This is a genomic window from Haloarcula litorea (assembly GCF_029338195.1).
GTDB classification, from domain to species: domain Archaea; phylum Halobacteriota; class Halobacteria; order Halobacteriales; family Haloarculaceae; genus Haloarcula; species Haloarcula litorea.
Map to the genome: position 1 here is coordinate 124,066 of NZ_CP119780.1, position 20,276 is coordinate 144,341.

General features: G+C 59.9%; 19 protein-coding genes and 3 pseudogenes. 12 read left to right on the forward strand and 10 right to left on the reverse strand.

From position 1 onward, the window contains the following. Window positions 1-123 precede the first annotated feature (123 nt). From P0592_RS18360 to P0592_RS18365, 3 genes are all read left to right on the forward strand, one after another. The gene (locus tag P0592_RS18360) at window positions 124-1,860 is read left to right on the forward strand and encodes an alpha/beta hydrolase family protein (RefSeq protein ID WP_276274162.1); all 1,737 of its coding nucleotides are present in this window, start codon (window positions 124-126) and stop codon (window positions 1,858-1,860) included. Window positions 1,861-2,019: 159 nt separating this feature from the next. Continuing rightward, complete coding sequence (locus tag P0592_RS20265) at window positions 2,020-2,166, forward strand: DUF7534 family protein (protein ID WP_419181149.1); 147 nt, start codon at window positions 2,020-2,022, stop codon at window positions 2,164-2,166. A gap of 842 nt (window positions 2,167-3,008) precedes the next feature. Continuing rightward, complete coding sequence (locus P0592_RS18365) at window positions 3,009-4,040, forward strand: DUF7504 family protein (RefSeq protein WP_276274163.1); 1,032 nt, start codon at window positions 3,009-3,011, stop codon at window positions 4,038-4,040. A gap of 34 nt (window positions 4,041-4,074) precedes the next feature. On the opposite strand, the gene P0592_RS18370 is transcribed toward P0592_RS18365, so the two are convergent. Beyond that, on the reverse strand, window positions 4,075-4,341 hold the full coding sequence (locus P0592_RS18370; RefSeq protein ID WP_276274164.1) for a HalOD1 output domain-containing protein: 267 nt from the start codon (window positions 4,339-4,341) through the stop codon (window positions 4,075-4,077). Window positions 4,342-4,972: 631 nt separating this feature from the next. Between P0592_RS18370 and P0592_RS18375 the strand changes: the two genes are divergently transcribed. Further along, window positions 4,973-5,539 (forward strand): hypothetical protein, encoded by a 567-nt coding sequence (locus P0592_RS18375; protein ID WP_276274165.1) that lies wholly within the window; start codon window positions 4,973-4,975, stop codon window positions 5,537-5,539. A gap of 231 nt (window positions 5,540-5,770) precedes the next feature. Then, window positions 5,771-6,280: a hypothetical protein gene (locus tag P0592_RS18380; protein ID WP_276274166.1), complete on the forward strand. Its 510-nt coding sequence runs from the start codon at window positions 5,771-5,773 to the stop codon at window positions 6,278-6,280. Between the two features lie 167 nt (window positions 6,281-6,447). Here the strand turns inward: P0592_RS18380 and P0592_RS18385 are convergent, their stop codons facing one another. The 5 genes and pseudogenes from P0592_RS18385 to P0592_RS18405 form a co-directional block, all read right to left on the reverse strand. Further along, window positions 6,448-7,401, reverse strand: coding sequence for a Cdc6/Cdc18 family protein (locus tag P0592_RS18385; protein ID WP_276274167.1), 954 nt, complete (start codon window positions 7,399-7,401; stop codon window positions 6,448-6,450). A gap of 39 nt (window positions 7,402-7,440) precedes the next feature. Continuing rightward, complete coding sequence (locus P0592_RS18390; protein WP_276274168.1) at window positions 7,441-7,728, reverse strand: DUF5789 family protein; 288 nt, start codon at window positions 7,726-7,728, stop codon at window positions 7,441-7,443. 243 nt (window positions 7,729-7,971) lie between these two features. Next, entirely contained in the window at window positions 7,972-8,565 is a 594-nt protein-coding gene (locus tag P0592_RS18395) for a hypothetical protein (protein WP_276274169.1), read from the reverse strand. 192 nt (window positions 8,566-8,757) lie between these two features. Next, window positions 8,758-10,515 (reverse strand): hybrid sensor histidine kinase/response regulator, encoded by a 1,758-nt coding sequence (locus P0592_RS18400; RefSeq protein ID WP_276274170.1) that lies wholly within the window; start codon window positions 10,513-10,515, stop codon window positions 8,758-8,760. A gap of 70 nt (window positions 10,516-10,585) precedes the next feature. Then, a pseudogene (locus P0592_RS18405) lies at window positions 10,586-10,690 on the reverse strand (ArsR family transcriptional regulator); the annotation flags it as partial. Between the two features lie 424 nt (window positions 10,691-11,114). Here P0592_RS18405 and P0592_RS18410 point away from each other — a divergent pair. The 5 genes and pseudogenes from P0592_RS18410 to P0592_RS18430 all read left to right on the forward strand — a co-directional run bounded on the left by P0592_RS18410 (window position 11,115) and on the right by P0592_RS18430 (window position 15,018). Further along, complete coding sequence (locus tag P0592_RS18410; protein ID WP_276274171.1) at window positions 11,115-11,321, forward strand: hypothetical protein; 207 nt, start codon at window positions 11,115-11,117, stop codon at window positions 11,319-11,321. A 330-nt stretch (window positions 11,322-11,651) separates the two neighbouring features. Then, window positions 11,652-12,178 (forward strand): annotated as a pseudogene (locus P0592_RS18415) (hypothetical protein); the annotation flags it as partial. Window positions 12,179-12,547: 369 nt separating this feature from the next. After that, window positions 12,548-13,696: a Fic family protein gene (locus tag P0592_RS18420; protein WP_276274172.1), complete on the forward strand. Its 1,149-nt coding sequence runs from the start codon at window positions 12,548-12,550 to the stop codon at window positions 13,694-13,696. Window positions 13,697-13,773: 77 nt separating this feature from the next. Next, window positions 13,774-14,088 (forward strand): hypothetical protein, encoded by a 315-nt coding sequence (locus tag P0592_RS18425; protein ID WP_276274173.1) that lies wholly within the window; start codon window positions 13,774-13,776, stop codon window positions 14,086-14,088. Window positions 14,089-14,484: 396 nt separating this feature from the next. Continuing rightward, entirely contained in the window at window positions 14,485-15,018 is a 534-nt protein-coding gene (locus P0592_RS18430) for a hypothetical protein (protein ID WP_276274174.1), read from the forward strand. Between the two features lie 215 nt (window positions 15,019-15,233). On the opposite strand, the gene P0592_RS18435 is transcribed toward P0592_RS18430, so the two are convergent. After that, complete coding sequence (locus P0592_RS18435; RefSeq protein ID WP_276274175.1) at window positions 15,234-16,529, reverse strand: DUF6498-containing protein; 1,296 nt, start codon at window positions 16,527-16,529, stop codon at window positions 15,234-15,236. Between the two features lie 122 nt (window positions 16,530-16,651). Here P0592_RS18435 and P0592_RS20175 point away from each other — a divergent pair, with 122 nt between their 5' ends. Then, complete coding sequence (locus P0592_RS20175) at window positions 16,652-17,140, forward strand: type II toxin-antitoxin system RelE family toxin (RefSeq protein ID WP_336406683.1); 489 nt, start codon at window positions 16,652-16,654, stop codon at window positions 17,138-17,140. A gap of 179 nt (window positions 17,141-17,319) precedes the next feature. On the opposite strand, the gene P0592_RS18445 is transcribed toward P0592_RS20175, so the two are convergent. Next, the gene (locus tag P0592_RS18445; protein ID WP_276274176.1) at window positions 17,320-18,150 is read right to left on the reverse strand and encodes a hypothetical protein; all 831 of its coding nucleotides are present in this window, start codon (window positions 18,148-18,150) and stop codon (window positions 17,320-17,322) included. A gap of 137 nt (window positions 18,151-18,287) precedes the next feature. Next, window positions 18,288-19,184 carry a CPBP family intramembrane glutamic endopeptidase gene (locus tag P0592_RS18450; protein ID WP_276273962.1) on the reverse strand — a complete coding sequence of 299 codons (897 nt, stop codon included), beginning with the start codon at window positions 19,182-19,184 and terminating at the stop codon, window positions 18,288-18,290. Between the two features lie 157 nt (window positions 19,185-19,341). On the opposite strand from P0592_RS18450, the pseudogene P0592_RS18455 reads away from it, so the two are divergent. Continuing rightward, window positions 19,342-19,590, forward strand: a pseudogene (locus P0592_RS18455) (heavy metal translocating P-type ATPase); the annotation flags it as partial. Window positions 19,591-19,604: 14 nt separating this feature from the next. On the opposite strand, the gene P0592_RS18460 reads toward P0592_RS18455, so the two are convergent. Then, the gene (locus P0592_RS18460) at window positions 19,605-20,258 is read right to left on the reverse strand and encodes a hypothetical protein (protein ID WP_276273963.1); all 654 of its coding nucleotides are present in this window, start codon (window positions 20,256-20,258) and stop codon (window positions 19,605-19,607) included. Between the last annotated feature and the right edge of the window lie 18 nt (window positions 20,259-20,276).

The following is a 20,276-nucleotide window of genomic DNA, read 5'->3' on the forward strand; positions in this document are numbered from 1 at the left end:
TGATTCTTGTGAGCAACGAGAAAGCGAACTGGATCTGCTTGAATTCTATCCTCTGTTGAACAGCGCACTACAAGTCAATAGTTTAGAAACTCTTTTTTCAGTTGATTAGGTGCCTGTCAACAGATGTCGAACAACAAGACAATCCTGTTGGTGGCGCTGCTGCTGGTTTTCGGCGGCGGCACACTCGCCTATGTCGTCCAGACTGACGGCGGGAGCATCGAAACGCGAGACGTTCGCTTCGCTGCGTCGAACGGGCAGATGATAGACGGCACACTGTACATTCCACCTGGGGCTACTGCCTCGGATCCTGCACCGGGCGTGGTGGCGATACACGGTTATATCAACACGCGAGAGACACAGTCGCCCTTCGCCATCGAGTTTGCCCGGCGCGGATTCGTCGTCCTCGCGATAGACCAAGCCGGACACGGTCACTCCGATCCGCCGGCCTTCGGGAACGGATTCGGTGGGCCTCCGGCTCTCTCGTATATGCGGTCGCTGGCGTTCGTCGACGACGAAAATATCGGACTGGAGGGCCACTCGATGGGCGGGTGGGCAAGCGTCTCAGCGGCTGCTGCCCACCCAGATGGGTACGAATCGGTCGTTCTGGAGGGTTCGTCGACGGGGAGTTTCCCGGGCGTGCCAGCTGGCAACGAGACGTTCCCCCGGAACACTGCCGTCGTGTTCAGCGAGTACGACGAGTTCTCGACGCTGATGTGGGGAGTCCCCCACGCGTCGAACGTCGAGCGGAGTGAGAAACTTCAGACGCTGTTTGGCACGAACCAGACAGTCGAGGAGGGACGGACGTATGGAAACGTCGAGGCTGGGACGGCGCGACGACTGTACACCCCCGCGACGACTCATCCCGGCGACCACCTCTCGACAACAGCCGTCGGTGACGCCATCGAGTGGATGCAGCTCACGCTCGAGGGGGAAGACGAGATGCCTCCGGGCAACCAGATCTGGTGGCTGAAGGAACTCGGGACGCTCGCTTCGTTGCTCGGCGGCGTCTTGTTCCTGTTCCCATTCGGGGCGCTGGTTCTTCGGAATAACCGCCTCTCGTCGGTTTCACGCGAGGTCCCAGACGCTGCAGGGCTGACCGGAAACGGCTGGTACGGGGCCGTCGCCGTCGCCGCGCTCGTTCCCGTCGTAACCTATTTCCCGCTCAATCTGATCGGACAGGGGTTCGTCCCGACCAACTGGTTCTTCCCCCAGCAGATCACCAACGGTGTGATGGTGTGGGCACTGGGCAACGGCCTCGTGACTGCCGGCCTGGTTGGGGTGTGGCACTACCGCTCCGACAGAACGACTCTCGCCCAGTATGGCTTCGATACGGGTGATAGTCGGCAGACACTCCTCCAGTCGGCTGCCGCAGCGGTAACTATCGTCGGTGGTTTCTACGGGCTCCTGGCGGCGGTGGGCTATCTCTTCGACACCGACTTCCGCTTCTGGGTGTTCGCGATGAAGCTTCCGACCACCACGCAGTTCCGTATCGCACTGATCTATCTCGTCCCACTGACGCTGTTCTTCCTCGCGTTAGAGCTGCTGTTGCACGGGCAGCTCAGACGTGGTGATCGGTCCTTCCGGACGGCACTTGGTCAGAACTGGGTCGCCGTCGTCGGCGGATTCATCCTCTTGTTGCTCGTCCAGTATGGCGTCCTGCTGACCGGGAGTCCGCTCCCCTTCGGTCAGCCACTTCTGACGATCGTCGCCTTCCAGTTCGTCGCGTTGCTCTCCATCGTGACTGCCATCTCGACGTATTTCTTCCGGAAAACCGGGCGAGTGTGGGTTGGTGCGTTCGTCAACGCGCTCCTCGTGACGTTCGTGTTGGTCGCTGGGACTGCAACGCACGCACCGCTATAATCCCGACTGCATCGATTCATCGTTGACCTCGTCGTTTCGGGTTTGGCGGCTCTGTTGAAACTCTCGAATGGTAACAGGGCATACGAATTTGCCGGTGGAATTATGCGTAGGACTGTCTAACTCCACGGTATAGACTTCTCACGCCGTTCCCGGTTCGTCATCTACGAGTCTCTGTTCATTATCCTCGGATTCGCAATCGCCGCTCAGATCGCGCCCCCAGACGTCTACAGCCAACTACTCGCGACGTTGGTGATCCTCACGATTTCACTCCCACTTTCCTACTGGCTGGTGTACAAACGTCAGTAACAGAGACACATCCGTTCTAATATTGAGCAACTATATTTTCAGCGATTAGAAAATGGTTAGCTATCTGGGTATCTCTCGGCAGGACGTCGGAGCAGGCCTCGCTGCCGGCGGGTCAGCTCTCCTTGGTGCCGTCCTGATTAACCTCTGGAACTCCGTCCAGACGTTCAGAGCCCGCGGATTCAGCTCCGTGAGCTTAGGCGGAGTATCGACAAGGAAGCGAGAACCGCTTTCTCGGGGGTATCTTCGCACCAGTTATCGCTGTGTTCGTCGGGACCGTTGTCTGGCGCGTGATGATACCGGATGAGCCGAACCCACGCTACGGCGCCGCGGCAGGCGTCGTGTCAGCGTTCGGTACGCTGGTCGTCTTCGCGGCTTCGATCGGTTTTATGTTCTCTCTGAGACATATTTTCGCTGGCGCGCCCGCTGGTACCATTTCCGAGTTGCTGTTCTTGGCCGTTCTAATCGTTGTATTCGGTGGCCTCATTACCGCCCCATCATCACCCACTCGGTGCGCTTGTGGGATACGGCTACGAGCGGTACATCGTAGAAGGCCAAGGGTGATTACTGAATACGGCTCTGTTGAAACCCTCAGCAGTTGATAGAGCTGACGTGCTCAATAGAGAGCGCGAGTCGGTCAGCAACAGCCTGCTGGCAACGAAATTCTGGAGCTGTCGGGACAGCGCCCCTCACTAAGAAGCCGAGGGCGAGAAGCCAACGCCCCGCGAAACCGTGTAATACTTCTCTTTAGTAGCAATCCTACTTCGAACACCCTCATACAGACGTGCAATACACGGTTGTACTCGTGAGAAATATTTTTATATCGGAGTGATCTATCCGGTTCGATGACAGATAATCGGTCGGGTGTCACCAATCATATCTCGGAGGCAGAGTCGGTTCTCCTGCTGGCTCCGTCCGAGACAGCACCTGACAACCGGGCGTGTATCGACTTCCTGACCCAGTCACCACCCGACGAGACGAACGTGTTGAGTGTCACACTCGAAATGACGCCTGACCAGCGGTTGGGCGTCTGGCAGCAGGCCGTCGGGGAGACACTTCCACACCAAACAACGATCCTCGACGCACGGCCCGGTACCGATGCGTCGGTCGGCACAGATACGGTCACGTCGGTACCGGAGCTCGAACTCGATGTGTTGCGGCCCTCTGCGGGAGTCACCGATCTCGGATTGACGATCGCCCGGATACTGGGGGCCTGGAGTGAAACCCCGCGTCCCACACAGGTCTGTCTGCATTCGGTTACGGAACTACTGGCACGTTTCGACGAGCGGGATGTTGTCGAGCTCATCGCGGGACTGAACGACCTCCAAAACGATCTCGATGTCTGCGCGCATCACCATCTTGATCCGACAGCCTGTGAGGACTCGGTCTTGCCGACACTGCGCCCACTCTATGATGCCGTGCTCGAACACGACGGTGAGGGCTGGATCGTCTCCGAAGCAACTGATACCGATGTCTCACCGTCGTTCCGTCGCACGACACCGCCTCCGGGTGGCACGTCGGTCGTGACGGCCGAGCGGCCCGAGACAATACCGATGCCGTACTCGTTCGATGGGGTCTTGGACTTACTCTCGGACCCGATCCGGCGGACCATTCTCTACTATCTCAAGGACCGAGACCGCGGCGAGATTTCGCTCGAGACCGTTATTGACGATGTCCACAGGCGAGCAACGGCCGTTCCGGCTCGTGATCCACCGGCACGGACCGTGCTCGAGACGAGCTGTCACCACAATCATTTCCCGATGTTAGCGGAGGCGGGCGTCATCAGGCTCGATCGTGAGGGGGGCACACTCTGGTACGAACCGAACGAGGCACTTGAATCGTGCCTCCGATACGTCGAAACGCTGGAACTCGGCTAACATCCTGGAGCTATCAGGCGACACACCAGCTACATCAGCAACGCTCGGTTCGGAGGGGGCAGGAGTCAGACGATGAGCCGGACTCAAGTGGCTGGATCTCGATGTCGTTCTGGCCGGAAATGGTCACCTCGTATTCCGGCACCTCGAATTTCACAATCTGGGCCGACGATGATTGGTTGACTAAGGTGTTTAGAGCTTCCGGGTCGATATACTCGTGGAGTATGAAATCCAGGGCTGCTGGCGTCGTGTTTTCCTGTTGAGCGATCCGCTCGAGAATTTCTGACGTAACCGTCTCGGTCATACCACCTCAAAGGCTGGACTGGGTAAATAACCCTCTGTCGAACGATTCGAGCCAGCGAAATCGTGTGGAAAACAGGATGAATCTTACTTACTGGCTCCTGAACGTCTGGAACAGGTACATACCGGTTCCGAGAGAGAGTCCAGCGAATAATAGTGCTCCAGTGAGCTTGGAGGTGACAGAACTGTTAGCTGAGAGGTGCCACAGTACAGCAACGACTGTTACAGATAGAATCACACCCCAATCAACAAAGTTGAGGGAACGGTATCTCTCCACAGTATACGACCCTACTGCTGGCATTAAGGCTGTTACGTCCGTTAGCTGTACTGCGCAGATCACCCGCGAACGATTGACCCAACGGCCCCGCTTCGTCGGCGTCGACTGCGTAGCCGGGCCTAACCAACAGAGCTGCCGGTTCGCCGCCGGATGTTGGTTAGTCTCATCGGGTCGCTGTCGTCCAAGCTGCCGTCCAAAAGATCGAAGCAGCTACTCGGTGGGCGAATATTCTACCAATCTGATAGCAGCTTCCGAGAGCTGTGCTGAATACAGAGGCAGTATACAGCACTTCGGTTCTGCGTATGGTGCCGGGCACACGGTATATTCTTTGAACTAGAGAACAACGTATACACGGAGTATGGAGTTACTCGGGAGAATCGTCGCCGTCTGTAAACAGTACGGCCCGAGCCGGCTTCCGTACGCACATCGGCGGGATGTCGGTGCCGGCTATGCGATGGCAACTGTCGCAGCACTCACGACGACGGCGTTTATTCTGGTGACACAACTCGTCGGTATCTCGACGATTATGTCCTCGTGGTATGAGGCGTACGATGGACCGCTACTCGAGCAGGTCATCGGAATGATCGCGACGATTCCAGGCGGATTTCTCGCTGGGTTCGTCGTCTGGCGAGTCCCGAGACTTCGCGTGTGGCGTGGCGTTCCAGCCGGGTTCGCGGCGATGCTCTTGATGTATCTCGCGAGCGCCCTGCTCGATCTCCTGGTGATATTGCCGCTTCAGCAGTTGGCTGCCGGACCTACCGGGCCGCTGTCGGAGTTTCTCTGGCTGCCGATAGTAGCACCGATCTGGGCGGTGGGCTTCGCGTATGCTGCGTTCACGACGACGTTCTGGCTCACTTTGCCGGCCGGTGCGCTCGGGGGATACATCCACGAGTACAGTCGAACGGAGTCCATAGCATCGCAATAGCCCAACCGCTGGACGTTCGGTTGGTAGATGACTCCCGATCCTGGGCGAGCGTTGCGTCTGCTGTCGATCTGACCCCTCATCTTGCATTCGTACCCGGTATGGAGGAATACCTTCTCGAACTCCTCAATTTGTGTCAGTACCGGGATGCCCGATTCGGAGGGGGAGTCAGCACCGTAGATTCACACTTCGTATGACAGGTAATTTAAACTTCCATCATATACCGGTCACACGATGAGAATCCGCGAGACAGTACTCGGATACACTCCTATAGTACTCATGCTTGGTGGGACGATCCTTTACTTCGTTCCAGCCACCTGGATCGAACTACCCATCGAAACAGGTACCCTCGGAATGGCCCTGTTTGCACTCGGTGGGCTGTTGTTGTACGCCGGTTGGTACGACAGGCTCGACATCGAATCAGACACGAGTGCGGATGAAACCACATACAGGTTCGACGCCGAGTCGGACAGGATTGCAGATGACAGCACATCTCCTGCCCCTGCTCAAACTACTGGGTACCTGGCTACGGTAGGCAATTACGGCCCTTGGATACTCGTCTCGATTGGAGCTGTACTAAGCTGGGGGCAAGTACGTGACCCAGATAGAGTGGGTCTGGTGGACAGGGTACCGCTTGAACTACCCTGGGGGGAACAACCGGTAGTTGGGTTCGGATTTATCCTAGCCGGATTAGCGCTGTTCGTTCTCATCCACGTAGTAATCCCATTTTTCCAGAGCGATTAGTACGCGATACCCCGTTGACTGTTCAGGCTGGCTGCCACAGGGCGCGCGAACGGTTACTATGATAGGCTGCCTCCGTTGGGTTCTGTGCGAGATACGCGCTCTCTATTCAGTACACCTTCAACAACCGATCTCCAATTGAGGGTTTCAGCAAGGCCAAACTAACCGAATCAGACCAGCGAGCGATACACGGTCCCGCGACCGTTCCCGTCACTCTCGATGAGTTCGTACCGCCGGAGGCTCTTGAGGTAGCGTCGCCGGCTCGGCTTCGATTTCGGCCCATCGACCTGCTGTTCGTACCGTGCGTGGAGCGTGCCGGCGTCGATCTCGCCAGCCTCGCGGATGATGCGGAACAGGTGGCGCTGGTGAGTCCCCAGCGAGTGAATCTTCTCCTGTATCACGGCCTGCTGGGCGTCCTCCTCGACCGCGTCGACCACCTCGGGCGTCAGTTCCCGCATATCGTGCTCCTCGACGTAGACGGCGGCCCTCCGTAGATGAGCGATCGCCGCGCGAGCGTCGCCGGCTGCGAGGTCGGCGATGTACTCGACGGCGCTGTCGGCGACACGCGACGCGATCAGCCCGTGGACCACGCGATCGTCGAGGATGTCCACGAGTTCGGCGTGGCTGTACTTGTCGGGGCGAATCGTCTCGGCCGCGCTCAGCCGCGAGTGGACCTTCTGGTCAAGGTCCGCCCGCCAGCCGTCCTCGTCGGTGGTGATACAGATGAGTTCAACGCCGGGCACCTCACACAACACGTAGATTGCGTCCGCGTCGATCACCGCGACCTCGTCGAGCACGACGATGAGACTGTCCTCGCACTCCCGGAGCCGGTCGACGGCCACCGACGTGGGAGACCCCTCACGGCGGAGATCGGCCCCAAGCCCCACATCTCGAACGGCATAGTGCATCACCGCGGCCTTCGAGTTGTCGGCCATCCCGTTGACGTAGGCCCAGCGGACCCCGATTTGCTCGGCTTCGAACTGGTTCAGCGTGTACTTCGCGACGGTGGTCTTTCCCGCGCCGGAGGGACCGAAGATGCAGATGTGGTCGCTCCAGCGAGCCTGGAGCGGCGAGAGTGCCGACGAGAGCTGGCCAATCTGGCCTTCTCGGTGTTGTAGCCACACTCGAGATTGGTGAGTACAGACGGGGGCGTTGCCGACCAGTCAGAGTGAGAGTTCGGTCTCGCGGAGCACCGTGTCTGAGCGGTCGTCGTAGTGCTTGCGGCCGATGTGGTCGTCCTCCAAGTTAGCCATCACCGTGCTATGCAGTTCGGTGACGGACGCGTACGCTGTCTCGTCGCCTCGGGTGAGGACTGTCTCGAAATCGCTTGCCTCACCGTTTGGCGACTCGATGGCCACATTCCCGACGGCCTCGATGATCGCTTCCCGATCCATCGGGAAGGAGCATTCCTGTGCGAATAGCTCGCGGGCTTCAGCGGGTTGAAGCGCCATCGGATTCCGGGCTTACTCTTCCCGACGGATACACCTTGGGCTACAGCTGACCTTCCGTATCAACCCAGCACTGTGTCGGTGTCAGGGGGGTCGGATGCAAACGTAGTGAGTAGTATAGGTGCTCAGATCACGCTGGAATAAATGCAGTTCTGTAGTCGACTTCCCCATCAAGTCGTGCATCGGTTAGTGTAGTCGGCCCGCGAATTGTCCGATACTTCCGGTAAGGGATCGAAGCCGGTATTGTCAGAAAAGGCCGCGGAGCCCGACCATCATTACGATAATTGCCAACATAAACACAGTCTGGAGCAGGCCCCACTGTTGGGCTTTGCCGAACAACACATCGATTCGCTCACTGTCGGGGCTGTCTTTGTTGAGTTCAACTGCCATCTTCGTCGTCACGATGTGGAGTGGACCGAAGCCGTTGATGAGCATCAGCATACCGATTCCGAGAGAGCCCCACAGCCAAATCGTGGGCTCGGTCCAGTAGCCCAGCAGCGATGCGAGCCCGATTCCAGAACCGATGACACCGACGCTGAGTGGTTCAGCAACGGCAATCATCTTCGGGATCAGCTGGTGATTGACCGCACCTGCAGCATCGTCGGGGGCCGCATCAAGAGATGGGCCCAGAACGAACTTGAAAAAGAAGTCAAGGCCAAACCAGAACGCTCCGAGCGTTACGTGGGTGTAGAACATCAGTGATGTGATGCCCGAGAGATACGCGAGGATCGGGATGCCGATGGTGATGAGAACGGCGGCAATCGTGAACTGCCGATCGGCTAAGTCGACAATAAGTCCGAGTTCTTCTCGATGCGATGTCGGCGTACTTGTTGTCGCCATAGACAAGGCAGTTTGACCCAATCAAATAATACTAATGATTATATGTCATTTCTAATTGATTGTGTCTTCATAGCAGGTTATTTGATCCGCCTCAACGGTGAGTGACGTAGTCGTTCAGGCCGCGCTGGTCTGAAAGCCTGTCCTGTAGTAACGACTTCTGTATCAAGTCGTGAATCGATCAGTACAGCACATTCAGTTAGTAACCAAATCGACGCTCGTGATCTCGAATCGTGCACCGCCCGCGGTGCCTTCCGTGAGACGGATCTCCCAATCGTGGGCCGCAACGATCTGTTTGACGATACTCAGCCCGAACCCTGTCCCATCGTCGCTGCTTGAATGCCCTGGAGTGAACACGTCATCGTACTCGTCTGTGGGAATTCCACAGCCGTCGTCTTCGATATAGAATCCGTCGTCAAGGCTACCGACAGTTACCGTCACCCCGCTACCACCGTGTTCGACTGCATTACTGGATAGGTTTTCGAACAGTTGCATAAGCCGACTCTCGTCGGCGTAAACCATTCTGTCAGCCTCTATCACAAGCGTAGCGTCCGTCGTTTTGACGTTCTTCCAGCACTCCTGGGCTATCCTTGCAAGATCAACTGGCTTAGAGTCAGTGACTGGCTCGTCTCCGCGAGCCAGCCCTAGAAGATCCTCAATCAGGTCCTCCATTCGATCCAGAGCACGTTCGGTTCGCTCCAGATGCTCGCTGTCACACTCCTCCTTTGCGAGATCTATACCCCCTACGGCCACACTGAGCGGGTTCTGAAGATCATGCGAGACCACGCTGGCGAACTCATCGAGGCGCTGGTTCTGCCGTTTGAGCTCTCGTTCCCGCTCCTTGCGCTCGGAAATGTCGCGCAAAATGCCGACTGATCCCTCGAAACACTCGCCCTCGTAGGGCAAGACACCCATATGGTCCTCGCAGGGGATCGGCTCACCCTGCTCGGGCTTGATCTCGATCTCGAACTGCACGCTGTCGGGCCCGTCCGACGAGAGAAGGCGTCCGAGATTGGTTTCCGCTCGGTCGACTGCCTCCGCTGACTTGATCAGTTTTGGCGGCGCTCCGATGATCGTCTCACGGCCGTATCCGACCATCTCGACGAACGCGTCGTTCACATATTCGAACCGTCCTGCCTTATCGAGAACGTAGACCGGATCGTTGATCGTCTCGACAAGCGTTCGAAATTGGGTGAGTTCGGTCTCCTGCTGCTGTTGGACAGAGCGATCCCGAACCGAACAGATTAGCTCACCGGTATCCGTCTGTGCAACGGTGTGGTCCTCGGGAAAGGTCGTTCCATCAGCCCGGAGGCCAGTCGTTTCCCCGCTCCAGTAGCCTTTCTCGGCGACCGTCGGCAAGATCACGTTCTGTGCGACTGCTACCTCGTCATCGGGATAGATCAGCTCCCAGTGTTCCCCGTTCATCTCGTCGGGTTCGTACCCGTAGATATCCGCGTACGCCTGATTGACATAGATGAATTCCCCGCCCTGATCGAGGATGCTGATACCTTCCTGTGCTGTTTCGATTGCTTTGCGCTGACGCTTACGGTCTTTCTCTGCACGATATCGTCGGACGGCGTTTCGTAGTCGGTTCGCCAACACGGTGTACTGGTCAGTCCCATACTCTTTCTGGAGATAGTCCGTCACACCAGCGGAGATGGCTTCGCTGGCGACCTCCTCGGAACCTTTGCCAGTGAACAACACAAATGGCAGATCAGGAGCCTCCTCACGGACGGATTTGAGGAATTCGATGCCGTTCTGTCCGGGCATCTCATAATCAGAAACGATACAGTCGAAGTCATCGTGGGAGAGATGGTCAAGCCCCTCGCTAGCACTCATCGCGATCTCAACGGTGAATCCATCGTACTCGCGTTTCAGAAAGTCAGCAGTCATCTCAGCGAAATCCGGCTCGTCATCGACGTGGAGAACGCGGATATTCGCCTGTTCACCCATATGTGACTCTCACCAACGGTCAATAATAAGACTGCGCCACCAGTTATCAAGCAAAATATTCTCACGCGAATCTTTCGCCGGTGGCCGTCGTCACGGTTAGGTCGATCTCCCGAGCAGCGTACCGGCGTGACTGCTCGTCGTCGGTGATGTTGACGACGCCGGCGACGACGCACTTCGCCAGGCCGCCCGGACGTTCGCGGCCGTCACCGACCACGAGCTGGCCGTCGCCGACGGGGGTGACCAGCGGTGAGGGCTCGTCCCGCGGGCCGGCAGCAACGCTGGGACAAACAGAACTGGAACCCGGGAGGGAGTGGTTGTCAGAGGCACTGTCTCACCGAATCGGTGATGCCCCAGGTTCCTACGCAACAGTACGCTAACCTCCGATATAACCGTTTGCGAGTGCGCACAGCCAGCACGAGTCACGGCAGATACCGGCCCCAGCGACCGGGTCGCCGGGACCGTATGCGGCGTGCCTCTGACAACTGCGCGAAACAAAGCGAATCGCTCTGTATCGGCACGCGTCCAGACGCGCTCCTGCGTAGATGTAATTGTCGGTACAGGTCCAACAGAAGTCGGCACGTTCCGGGAGGTGCGGCCTGATGGCGATCGAGGAACGCGACACCAGCGCCGTCGTCGCGGCGGCCTGCCCGTACTGTGACGCACCGCTGCCCGAGCAGACGTCGCTGGCGATCCATCTCGAACGGGACTGTCCGGCGACGAGCGGTGACGAGCCGGGGGTGCGGTATGAGCGTCACCCCGCACTCCGCGAGCACAGCCGGCGGCGGTGGATGGGGACCCACTGGTGACGAGGTGTGGGTCCCACGCCACGGAAGCGAACTCGCGATGGTGCAGCTGGGTGAGGTACAAGTACTGGCTGTGGCGCGGGACCCAATCGAGGGGTCGGGAGTCGTGCAGAATAAGCTTTCTCCCGCCACCGGCGGGCCAGCGGAGGTGGCCCGATGACCCCGGAGGTCGGCGAGGTCGTCGCGATCACCACCACCGCCAGCGAGCCCCAGTTGCTCGTCACCAATGTTGAGGCCGACGCCGTCCGGGGCGTCCTCCTGGCCGACCTGGCAAGCGAGACGCTGCACCGGCTCGAACACACCGCCGGCGACCGCCAGCGCCGCCGGCAGCTCGCAACGGCCGAGCAGGCAAGCGCCGACCCCGACCAGCAGGAAGACGCCGAGACCCTCCCCGAGGGGCTCGAACCCAGTTCCTCACCGTTGGACTTCTTCGCGAACTGCCGGGAGACCAAGCGCAAGGAGCTGTTCGTCGAGCGCTCCAACCGACAGAACACCTACGCGCGATCAAAGTCGCGAAGCGCTGGAAGGAGTTCGCCACCGAACGGACCGACGGGAGTGGCGCGTTCTTCACGAAGGCAGACATCACAACCGCCCTGACCGCCGAGTTGGGGAAGGAACCCCATCGGCAGACGGTCAAGCGGGTCTGGGAGACGCTGCTCGAGTTAGGCGGCGACGACCTCGCCGCGAAGACCAGACAGGTCGGCCGGCAGCAGGAGCCGATGGAGATACTCGCGTTCGACAGGCCGACCGCCGAGGGCCTGCTCGACAAACGCTACGTCGGCCTCGACCTCCTGGACGGGAGTGCCGGGAAGGCAACGACCGGCGGCGTCACCCCCGTTGTGACGGGGAGTGCGGACTGACCCCGTGACAGGAGCCAGCTGAGGAGCGATCGCGCCGGAACCGACGCTGTCGGACGCGGCGGCACGTGCCCTGCCGCCGCTGCCGCCGCTGTTCGCTCCCTGCAGGACCCGGGAGCGACCCCCTGTTTTTAGGCGTGGGGTGAGTGGTCGTAACACGAACGGAGCGACTCCAGCAGATCTCGTCCTCACGACGGGTGTGATGCCGACGGTCCCACACAGGGAGCATAGCTGCCCGGTCTGCGTTCGAATTTGGGTTAGCGCGGGATGTCCGATTTTCTGTATATATATGTATATCGGACACCGTGCAATCTAACCAAATTTCACCCAGGCGTTTTTTGTCTTAGGCTGGATACAGTACCTGCAAGCAAAATGGCGGGCGACACACTTCCCGACGAGGCCCCCGGCGAGTACATCCCGTTCGGACAGCGGCCGTACTATCTGCCGGATCCACTGCCACCGGCACGGGAGCTCGAGTTCGATGCCGACTTCCAACAGTTGCTGCAGGATGCAATCTATCAACTCGGTCGCTTGGAGGGAATCGGTGACGAGACAGAAGCAAACCCACTCCTGTACACGACGATGGTCCGCCGAGAGGCCGTCGAGTCGGTCGTCCTCGAGGGTGCTGACATCGAGATCGAGGACGTGTTTCGCTCGCAGGACCTCGCCGATAGCGGTACCACGCGGAAGGACGTCCAGGAGGCGCTGAACTACGAGCGGACGATCACCGAGGGTGCGAACCACCTCGGCGAAGGTGACCAGATTACGCTCCCGCTGGTACAGGAGCTCCACGAACTGTTGATGGCGGACGTCCGCGGCCACTGTGAGTTCCCCGGGGAATTCCGTGCGAAGCCGATCAACCTTCCCGCTGCCTCGTCGTTCCAGGAGCCGTTTGTCCCGCCCGCACCGGACCGGATTCCCGAGCTGATGACGAACCTCATCGAGTACTGCAACACGACCAGCGAGTACCACGATCTCGTCCAGTTCGGGCTCGTCCACTACCAGTTCGAGACGATTCACCCGTTCGAGGACGGGAACGGCCGGCTGGGGCGTATCCTCATCACACTCCAACTAATCCAGAACGGCTATCTCACACAGCCATATCTGTATCCGAGTGCCTACTTCAACCGCAACAAGATCGAGTACGCCGACCGGATGCGGACGGTCAGCGAAACCGGTGCGTGGGAGCCCTGGCTGGAGTTCTTCGTCGAAGCCCTCCGCTCACAAGCTGCCGAAGCGGTCGAGCGAACGAACGAACTCCGCGACCTTCGGCGGGAGTACGAGCGGACCTACGGGCACGAAAAGACAGCTGCCGACCGGCTGGCGATGCGGCTGTTCAAACAGCCCTACGTGACCACGAACGACGTTGCCGATCTGCTGGATGTCACCGCACAGACGGCACGGAACGCGATTCAGGAACTCGAAGCGCAGGGCGTCCTGACGGAAACGACCGGGAAAGAGCGGTATCAGGAGTTCAAAGCCGTCGATATCTTCGAGATCCTCGATCGACCGCTGGAATAGATCTCTATTTTCAGGTGGCTCAAACCGGTTTTGTACCCTGATTCAATTTTTAGTGAAGTGCTCCGGAAAAACCAGTTATGTCATCAGATGGGCTCTCAGGTGACGTACGGCAGCGGTTGGGCTGGGCGATCCGGGAGGCAGTCGTTATCACAGGCATCTTCGTGTTCTGGCTCGCGATTGCTCTCATTATAGTAACTGGTTTGAGTCTTATCGCGTTCCTGATTCAGACGCTTCGGCTCGACCCGTTACGATTCGTCTACGAGTTTGCACAGCGGGGCGATGTTGTCTGGGGTGCTGTGTTACCGTTTGCCGGCGCTACGGCGGGGATCTACGCTCTTGCCCGGGTCGGGACAATTCTCATTAGTCGGTACCAGTCTGACTCAGGTGAGTGACCACCGGCAAGCAGCTCTCGTTGAACGATGCTCAATCTAAAGGGGAGTCGCGCTGTAGCCACTCTGATAATTTTGAATGTTATTCTTAAACCCGAGTGCTGCTGACACCCGCTATATCGGTCACGGTATTTCTGACAGCAACTGAGTAGGGCGGAAACCCACTGCTGTATACAGAGCGCAAGTCGGCCACGGGGTTCACGGCTGGAGGCGAACGGCTGAATCAGCAGATCAAGGGTGCGCATCCCGTATCGGAGGCGGCTAAACTGTGGGTGATAGAACCGATAGACACAGAGCTGTATTCTGGTAGTATCAGGTCGAGGCTGAGGGCGGAGCGGCTGTCGAAACACCGACAACCACTGGGACGATTTTATCTCCCTTCCGAGTCATAGCACACTAATGCAGATATTCGACGTCACCGTGGCTGTCCTTAGCATCATTCTGTACATTCTTTTTCTCTTCGTCCTGTCGCTCGGGATCTGGTTGGCGCTAACCGGCGGCATCGGACTAGCCGGGGGCGTGCTCTCCGTTCCGGTGCTATACCTGCTCCCGGACGTCCGCCGGTTTCTCGTCGAAGCTTCCGGTGGCCGGCCGGACGACGGGACCCCGGCCTGGCGAGTGGCCCTCAGACCCCGATATCTACTCCTGTCGATCGCGTTTGGCATCGTCTACGGGTTTAGCTTTCTCGCGCTGTTCATCCCGTTCAGCCGGCTGGGGCTGTTTCCGGGCCGTGGCGAACCGACCCCGTCGGTCGCGCTCCTGCCGGCGGTGTTCATCCTGGCGAGCGCGTTGTTCGCCTACGGCGTCCACCGCCACTCGTCGGCGTGGACCGGAACGGCTACGAGGCGATCGGTGCTGGCCCAGTGGGTGGTCTTTCTGAGCGTCGTCGTCACCGTCGGGACCGCTATCCCGTACGCGCACATCCTCACGTAGCTTCACGTAGCTCGGGCGAAACGCTGGGGACACCTCGATCGAACGAGGCAGCGGGTGACTGAGTGCGCTGCATCCACCCTCTGTATCGGGCACGCCGTTACTGACAGACCCAGGTGGGTTCAGTCGGTCTACGCTGAATAGAGAGCGTGACCTGTGGACACGAATCCGCTCCTTGCCCACGCTGTACGGCTCAGCCAGTCGCTGTCTCGCTCCGACTACCCGCTCTCCGAGTCGGTCGACTCGTCCAGTCGCCAGGTGACGCCGAGGGCATCGATCAACCGACGGGGGTTGCGAACGTGGACGAGCGACAGTGATTCGTTCGAGTTGGCGTCGTCGCCATCCAGTTCTTCGGGGTCAGGGACCGTGAGTCGGAACCGCGGCGTGTTGCCGTCGTCCATTCCGCCTAGTCGGACCGTTCTCGTGTCGACCAATCGGTCGACGACGTCCGCTGTGGTCTCGAGATCGGTCACGGCGCTCCGTTCGAGCCGAGCCTGTGGCTTCTCGAGGACCCGATCGTAGACGACGAGCGTGCCGTCGTATCCCCGGTATTCCACGGTCCCGTATCTGAGGTACCGCGAGACCGTCCTGACACTGGCGAAGACGGCGACGATGCCGAGGAAGACGAGGCCGACGGCCGTCGCGCCGAACGCGAGGAAGAACCCGGCCGCGAGGTAGACGACGAGGACGCTGCTGGTGAGCGTGTATCTGCCGCCACGGTAGAGCGCGTCAAGCAGGGCCGCGGCTCGTGGTGGCCGGGCGCGGACCACGGGCTCCCCAGGGGGCACCTCAACGGGGACCGGCTTCGGTTCGGTCTCGGCGCTCCCGTAGAGCCGGTAGAACAGTCCGCGAGCGTCGGGGTCGCGTGCCACCTGGAACCGTCTGAGGTCGTAGAGGAACTTCCCGCCGACCAGGAGCCCGAGGACGACCTCGCCGCTCACGGCGGTCCCCTGGAGTGGTCCGGCGACGAACAGCAGTGCGCCGACAGCGAACAGGTGTTTGAACGGGACGAGGACGACCGACCGCGGTGAATGCTCTCGGTACCCGCCGCGGGTGAAGTACTCTCGGGCCGTCTCGACCCCCTCGGCGAGGAAAACGCCGACGCCACCGAGCAGTATCTGCTCGACCACCGGGGTCGTTATCGTTGGGTCGGTGAACGCGAACACGAGGAACGCTGCGCCGACCTCGAGGGGCGCGAGGAAACACACCGTCAGGAGCAGAGTCGGAACGTTCCGGAGGTAGACGGGCGGGAGGGGCCCCGGAAGGGAGACCGCTCCGCGTTTCGTCTGGAGCGGCCCGAGGAGTCGGTCGTCCCCGTCGATCATATTCCGGGGGCGCTTGGCGGCGAAGGGGATCTTCACGGCGGACCAGACGACGACGGCCCAGATTTCGAGCACGAATACCCCGAGGACGACCGCTATCGGCCAGTCGAGGAGGAGCACACCGACCGGGACGACCAGTCCCGGGAGGAGGGCGGTGAATGGCATCCAGCGGAGCGTGGCGGGACGCGACACACCCGACGGTCTTGGCGGACGAAAAACAGCCTTGCGGTCGCTGGGGCCCCGAGTGGTCTACGGCCCGAGAGGCGGCCGCTTGCTGACTGCACCCTCTGTATTCAGCACGTCGTATCTCTCAAATGCTGAGGAGTCCGAAAGAGTGGGCACGATTCACCGGACAAGTCGTTAGGAGGACCGAACACTCATATCCGATAGATGCACTCCGAGACACGGTTCGACACCCTGACCTGAGCCGCGAGTCCTGGAAGGAGATCGCAGCCGTCGAACACGCGCGGCGGACGGGCGACAGCGAGACGTTCTCCCGCGAAGAGATCCTCTGCGACACGAGTGAGGACGGCTGGACGTGGCAGTTCCGCGCCCCAGCGGAGCGGACGTACGACGATCTCGACACCCACGCCAAGAACCGTGTCACCGACAAGCTCGATGAGATCGTGAACGATCAGTGGCGTGAGCCCGACGATTATCTGGAACCGCTCACAGGCGCTCCTCACGCGAAACTTCGTATCGGTCAGTTCCGTCGTGGTGTTGAGTGTGACTATGCGGAGCAGATCCTCGATATCTACACAGTGGGACGGCGAGGCGGCGCATACAAAGTCGACGACGACTAAGAGCCGACGCCACGACGGACACTCACCGTGTCGATCCAACTACCGACGACGAGACCACCGCCCAGTCAATAAGGTACGATGGCACCTCTACTCGCGGAGCGGTGTACGTACCGACTAGACACGCGACAGCGAGCAGGAGAAGTGAGTTGACCCCGGCAGACACAGCGAAGAGTGGACGCTCATCGAGACGGACCGTCGTATCGCCCCATTCCGGCGTGGAGATGGCCATCGAGTTGCGTCCATCCTTGGCGGCCGTCCGCGTAGATCGCGGGCGGAGTCGTCGCTTCGAACGTGTTGAAGCTGTTCGAGAGCCAGAATCCCCACTCGTTCCAGGCTTCGAATCGGATTTCGTCGATGGTAACGATCGCTTCGGTTGGCGTGTCGTACGTGGCTGCGGCGACTGTCGTGAACTCCCAGCACGCGTCCGAATCGTCCCACGCGTACTCACAATCGGTCGAAGAGACGTTTCCGAGCGGCGCGAGGAACGACGCGTTCCCGATCGGATACCGCGTTTCGATGTCGTGGTCAACCGACTGTTGCCACGCAATCGAGTACCGAGTCGGATCGGAAGAGAGCTCTTTGTTGGTCATATTCGCGGGAATCTCGTCGGGGCCAATCTGTTCTCGGTCGATTACAGAGCCGTTCGGTGCGTACGTCCAGAGGACGTACCGGTCTTCGCCGACGAGTCGGTCGACGTGGAGTCGAAGCATCGAACCGTGGGCGGTCTGGACGATGGCCGCGTCCCAGTTCGTCAGCTCCGTGCCGTCGTCGTCGTAGATCCACAGGTCCGATGCGGCGTCAGCGTCTACGTCCGTGCCCGCGGGAAACGGGAGATGGAACGTGGCGTTCTCGATCGTCGTATTCGTGCTGATAGACGTCGTGTAGGAGTATGTGGACGTGTGAGAGTACGCGAAATCCGGTGGGAAGAGGAGAAAGCCGACGGCTGCGATCGGTACAAGGACGACGAGGAGAGCGACCCCGATGATGAGCAGTTGCTTTGAGGAAACCATACAAAGAGTACGATAATATCAAATATAATACTATTGTGGCTCTGGATAGCACCCGGCAGCATCTGTACGGTCGTTCTGGCACGACCGGAAGCTGATTGGGGTGTTTTCTTTCGGCGAAGCAGAGCTACCCGCGTTTTTCACACGCGGTAATCACTCTTAGCTACCGGTGGGAGACCGGCATCCTGTGGGGTCGGTGGGTCGCGGTCGGCGAGGCGGTCAGCGCCGTAGACGAAGACCAGCACGATCGCAATCAGCACGAGTGGAACTGCTCCGGTGACTTCGGCGAGCAGGTTCAGCCAGGGGTCAGGCACACCGTTTGGAATGAGTGCCTCTGGGTCGGCGGGGTGGAAGATACCCATCGCATTGACGCCAGCGTGGAACACCGCGACGGCGAGCACGCTCCCGCCGGTGCTGTTGTACATCCACGTCCAGAGGATGGACCCAGCAAGGATGGAGACCATCCAGAGGAGTTGCTGGGAGAGCGGCCAGCCACCGTGGGTGGTCGTCGCGTTCAGGAACAACGGGAGATGCCACGCAGCCCACGCGACGCCAACGATGACACTCGAGGTCAGCGCACTGTAGGAGTCCTGCAGGATCGGGAGCATAAAGCCACGCCAGCCGAGATCTTCCTGGCCGCCACCCCACACGGTCCCCCACACTAGTGCGAACAGATAGATGAAGGGTGATTCGAATTCGGTGAGGTCGATCGGGCCGCCAGCCAAGACGAACAGCAAGACGCCCAGTGAGAGAATACTCAACGGGAGCCCCAACGCGAGCGCCCACCATTTCGCCCCGATTCGCCACTTGAACATCTGGCCGACCCACTTACGGAGGCTCCCACCGGAGGCCCAGATGACGACTGCCGCGCCGATCGGCGGACCGAAGCCGCCGAAGCCGATCAGGATCGAGTGCGTCCAGGAGGCTGCCATCCCCGAATACGCGAGCGCCCCCTGGATCGTCCAAGTGAACGCATACGCGACCACAACGAAGCTCAGGAGACGGTGGTGATCGATCCACGAGCGGAGACTAGCCATACCTCCGATTGGGAGATACATCGTAATTAACGGTACTCCCGGGTGTCGAGTTTTCGGCACTACACTCTTCTCAGCTCCTCTCGAACTCTCTCATATGCCCGACAACGTTCCCGTCTCCTTGGACGGTTCCCCGCTTGCCCAGCGTGCACTCACGGACGCACTCGAGACGGCTGACGTCGTCTTGATGGGCGACGACATCGGGAGAATACCCTACGTACTCGGACTCGGTCGGCGGACGCGCCGGACGCTGACAGTCAACCTCGCGATCGCCTTCGGTGCGATCGCGCTGATGGTCGGTACGATTCTGTTGCGAGGCATTCCCTTGCCGCTTGCTGTGGTCGGCCACGAGGGATCGACGGTCCTCGTTTCCCTGAATGGCCTTCGATTACTCGGCTTTCGAGACTAGGATGTGGCGTCTAGTCACGCCGTCTCGACGGTGAACAACGAGTCGTCGTCGAGGACAACTTGTACGCGACGGTGCCAGGCCTCTGCGAAGGCCTCCCGTTGCTTCTCGCTTGCGGACCCCTCTAGAATCCCCTGGAGGTTCCCGATTGCGGGTCCACCGTCGGGAACGTCGCTGACGTGGTAGGTCACTTCGACGGTCTCGTCCGTGTCGGTTCGCCCGAACCGGAACGTCGGCTCCGCCGTGTCCGGGTCGAACGCGTCGAAGGCGAGGAGGTCGCGGCGGCCGCCGTAGCCGCCGGCGAGCCCGCTGAACCCGTCGTCTTTGGTCGCGCCAGTGACGTACGAGATGATGCGGCTCATAACGCCGTACGCAGCATCGTCCTGCGGGCCGGCCGCCTGCACCTCGATTCCGCTCCGAACTGGATAGTCGTCGGGATACAGGGCGTCGAGTCCGAGCTGGGCGATCCGGTACGCGCCCGCGGCCGTCGGACAGGAGTGTCCCGCCTCCTTCACCGCGTCTCTATAGGTGATGACGAACGGGTCGCCCGGTTCAAGGACGCCGAGGGCCTCCGCGACGGGGTCGCGAATTTCGATCGGATCGACGTCGTAGTCTACCTTCCAATTGGTTCTGGTCTGGGTCTCGGCAGTCGCAGTCGAGTTCGCTGTCATAAGTGGTGGTGGTGATCG

Excerpts from the sequence above, each read along its gene's own strand:
- P0592_RS18360 (WP_276274162.1), top strand. The coding sequence starts at position 124 with ATGTCGAACAACAAGACAATCCTGTTGGTGGCGCTGCTGCTGGTTTTC.
- P0592_RS18365 (WP_276274163.1), top strand. The coding sequence starts at position 3,009 with ATGACAGATAATCGGTCGGGTGTCACCAATCATATCTCGGAGGCAGAG.
- P0592_RS18370 (WP_276274164.1), bottom strand. The coding sequence starts at position 4,341 with ATGACCGAGACGGTTACGTCAGAAATTCTCGAGCGGATCGCTCAACAG.
- P0592_RS18375 (WP_276274165.1), top strand. The coding sequence starts at position 4,973 with ATGGAGTTACTCGGGAGAATCGTCGCCGTCTGTAAACAGTACGGCCCG.
- P0592_RS18380 (WP_276274166.1), top strand. The coding sequence starts at position 5,771 with ATGAGAATCCGCGAGACAGTACTCGGATACACTCCTATAGTACTCATG.
- P0592_RS18390 (WP_276274168.1), bottom strand. The coding sequence starts at position 7,728 with ATGGCGCTTCAACCCGCTGAAGCCCGCGAGCTATTCGCACAGGAATGC.
- P0592_RS18395 (WP_276274169.1), bottom strand. The coding sequence starts at position 8,565 with ATGGCGACAACAAGTACGCCGACATCGCATCGAGAAGAACTCGGACTT.
- P0592_RS18400 (WP_276274170.1), bottom strand. The coding sequence starts at position 10,515 with ATGGGTGAACAGGCGAATATCCGCGTTCTCCACGTCGATGACGAGCCG.
- P0592_RS18410 (WP_276274171.1), top strand. The coding sequence starts at position 11,115 with ATGGCGATCGAGGAACGCGACACCAGCGCCGTCGTCGCGGCGGCCTGC.
- P0592_RS18420 (WP_276274172.1), top strand. The coding sequence starts at position 12,548 with ATGGCGGGCGACACACTTCCCGACGAGGCCCCCGGCGAGTACATCCCG.
- P0592_RS18425 (WP_276274173.1), top strand. The coding sequence starts at position 13,774 with ATGTCATCAGATGGGCTCTCAGGTGACGTACGGCAGCGGTTGGGCTGG.
- P0592_RS18430 (WP_276274174.1), top strand. The coding sequence starts at position 14,485 with ATGCAGATATTCGACGTCACCGTGGCTGTCCTTAGCATCATTCTGTAC.
- P0592_RS20175 (WP_336406683.1), top strand. The coding sequence starts at position 16,652 with ATGCTGAGGAGTCCGAAAGAGTGGGCACGATTCACCGGACAAGTCGTT.
- P0592_RS18445 (WP_276274176.1), bottom strand. The coding sequence starts at position 18,150 with ATGGTTTCCTCAAAGCAACTGCTCATCATCGGGGTCGCTCTCCTCGTC.
- P0592_RS18450 (WP_276273962.1), bottom strand. The coding sequence starts at position 19,184 with ATGGCTAGTCTCCGCTCGTGGATCGATCACCACCGTCTCCTGAGCTTC.
- P0592_RS18460 (WP_276273963.1), bottom strand. The coding sequence starts at position 20,258 with ATGACAGCGAACTCGACTGCGACTGCCGAGACCCAGACCAGAACCAAT.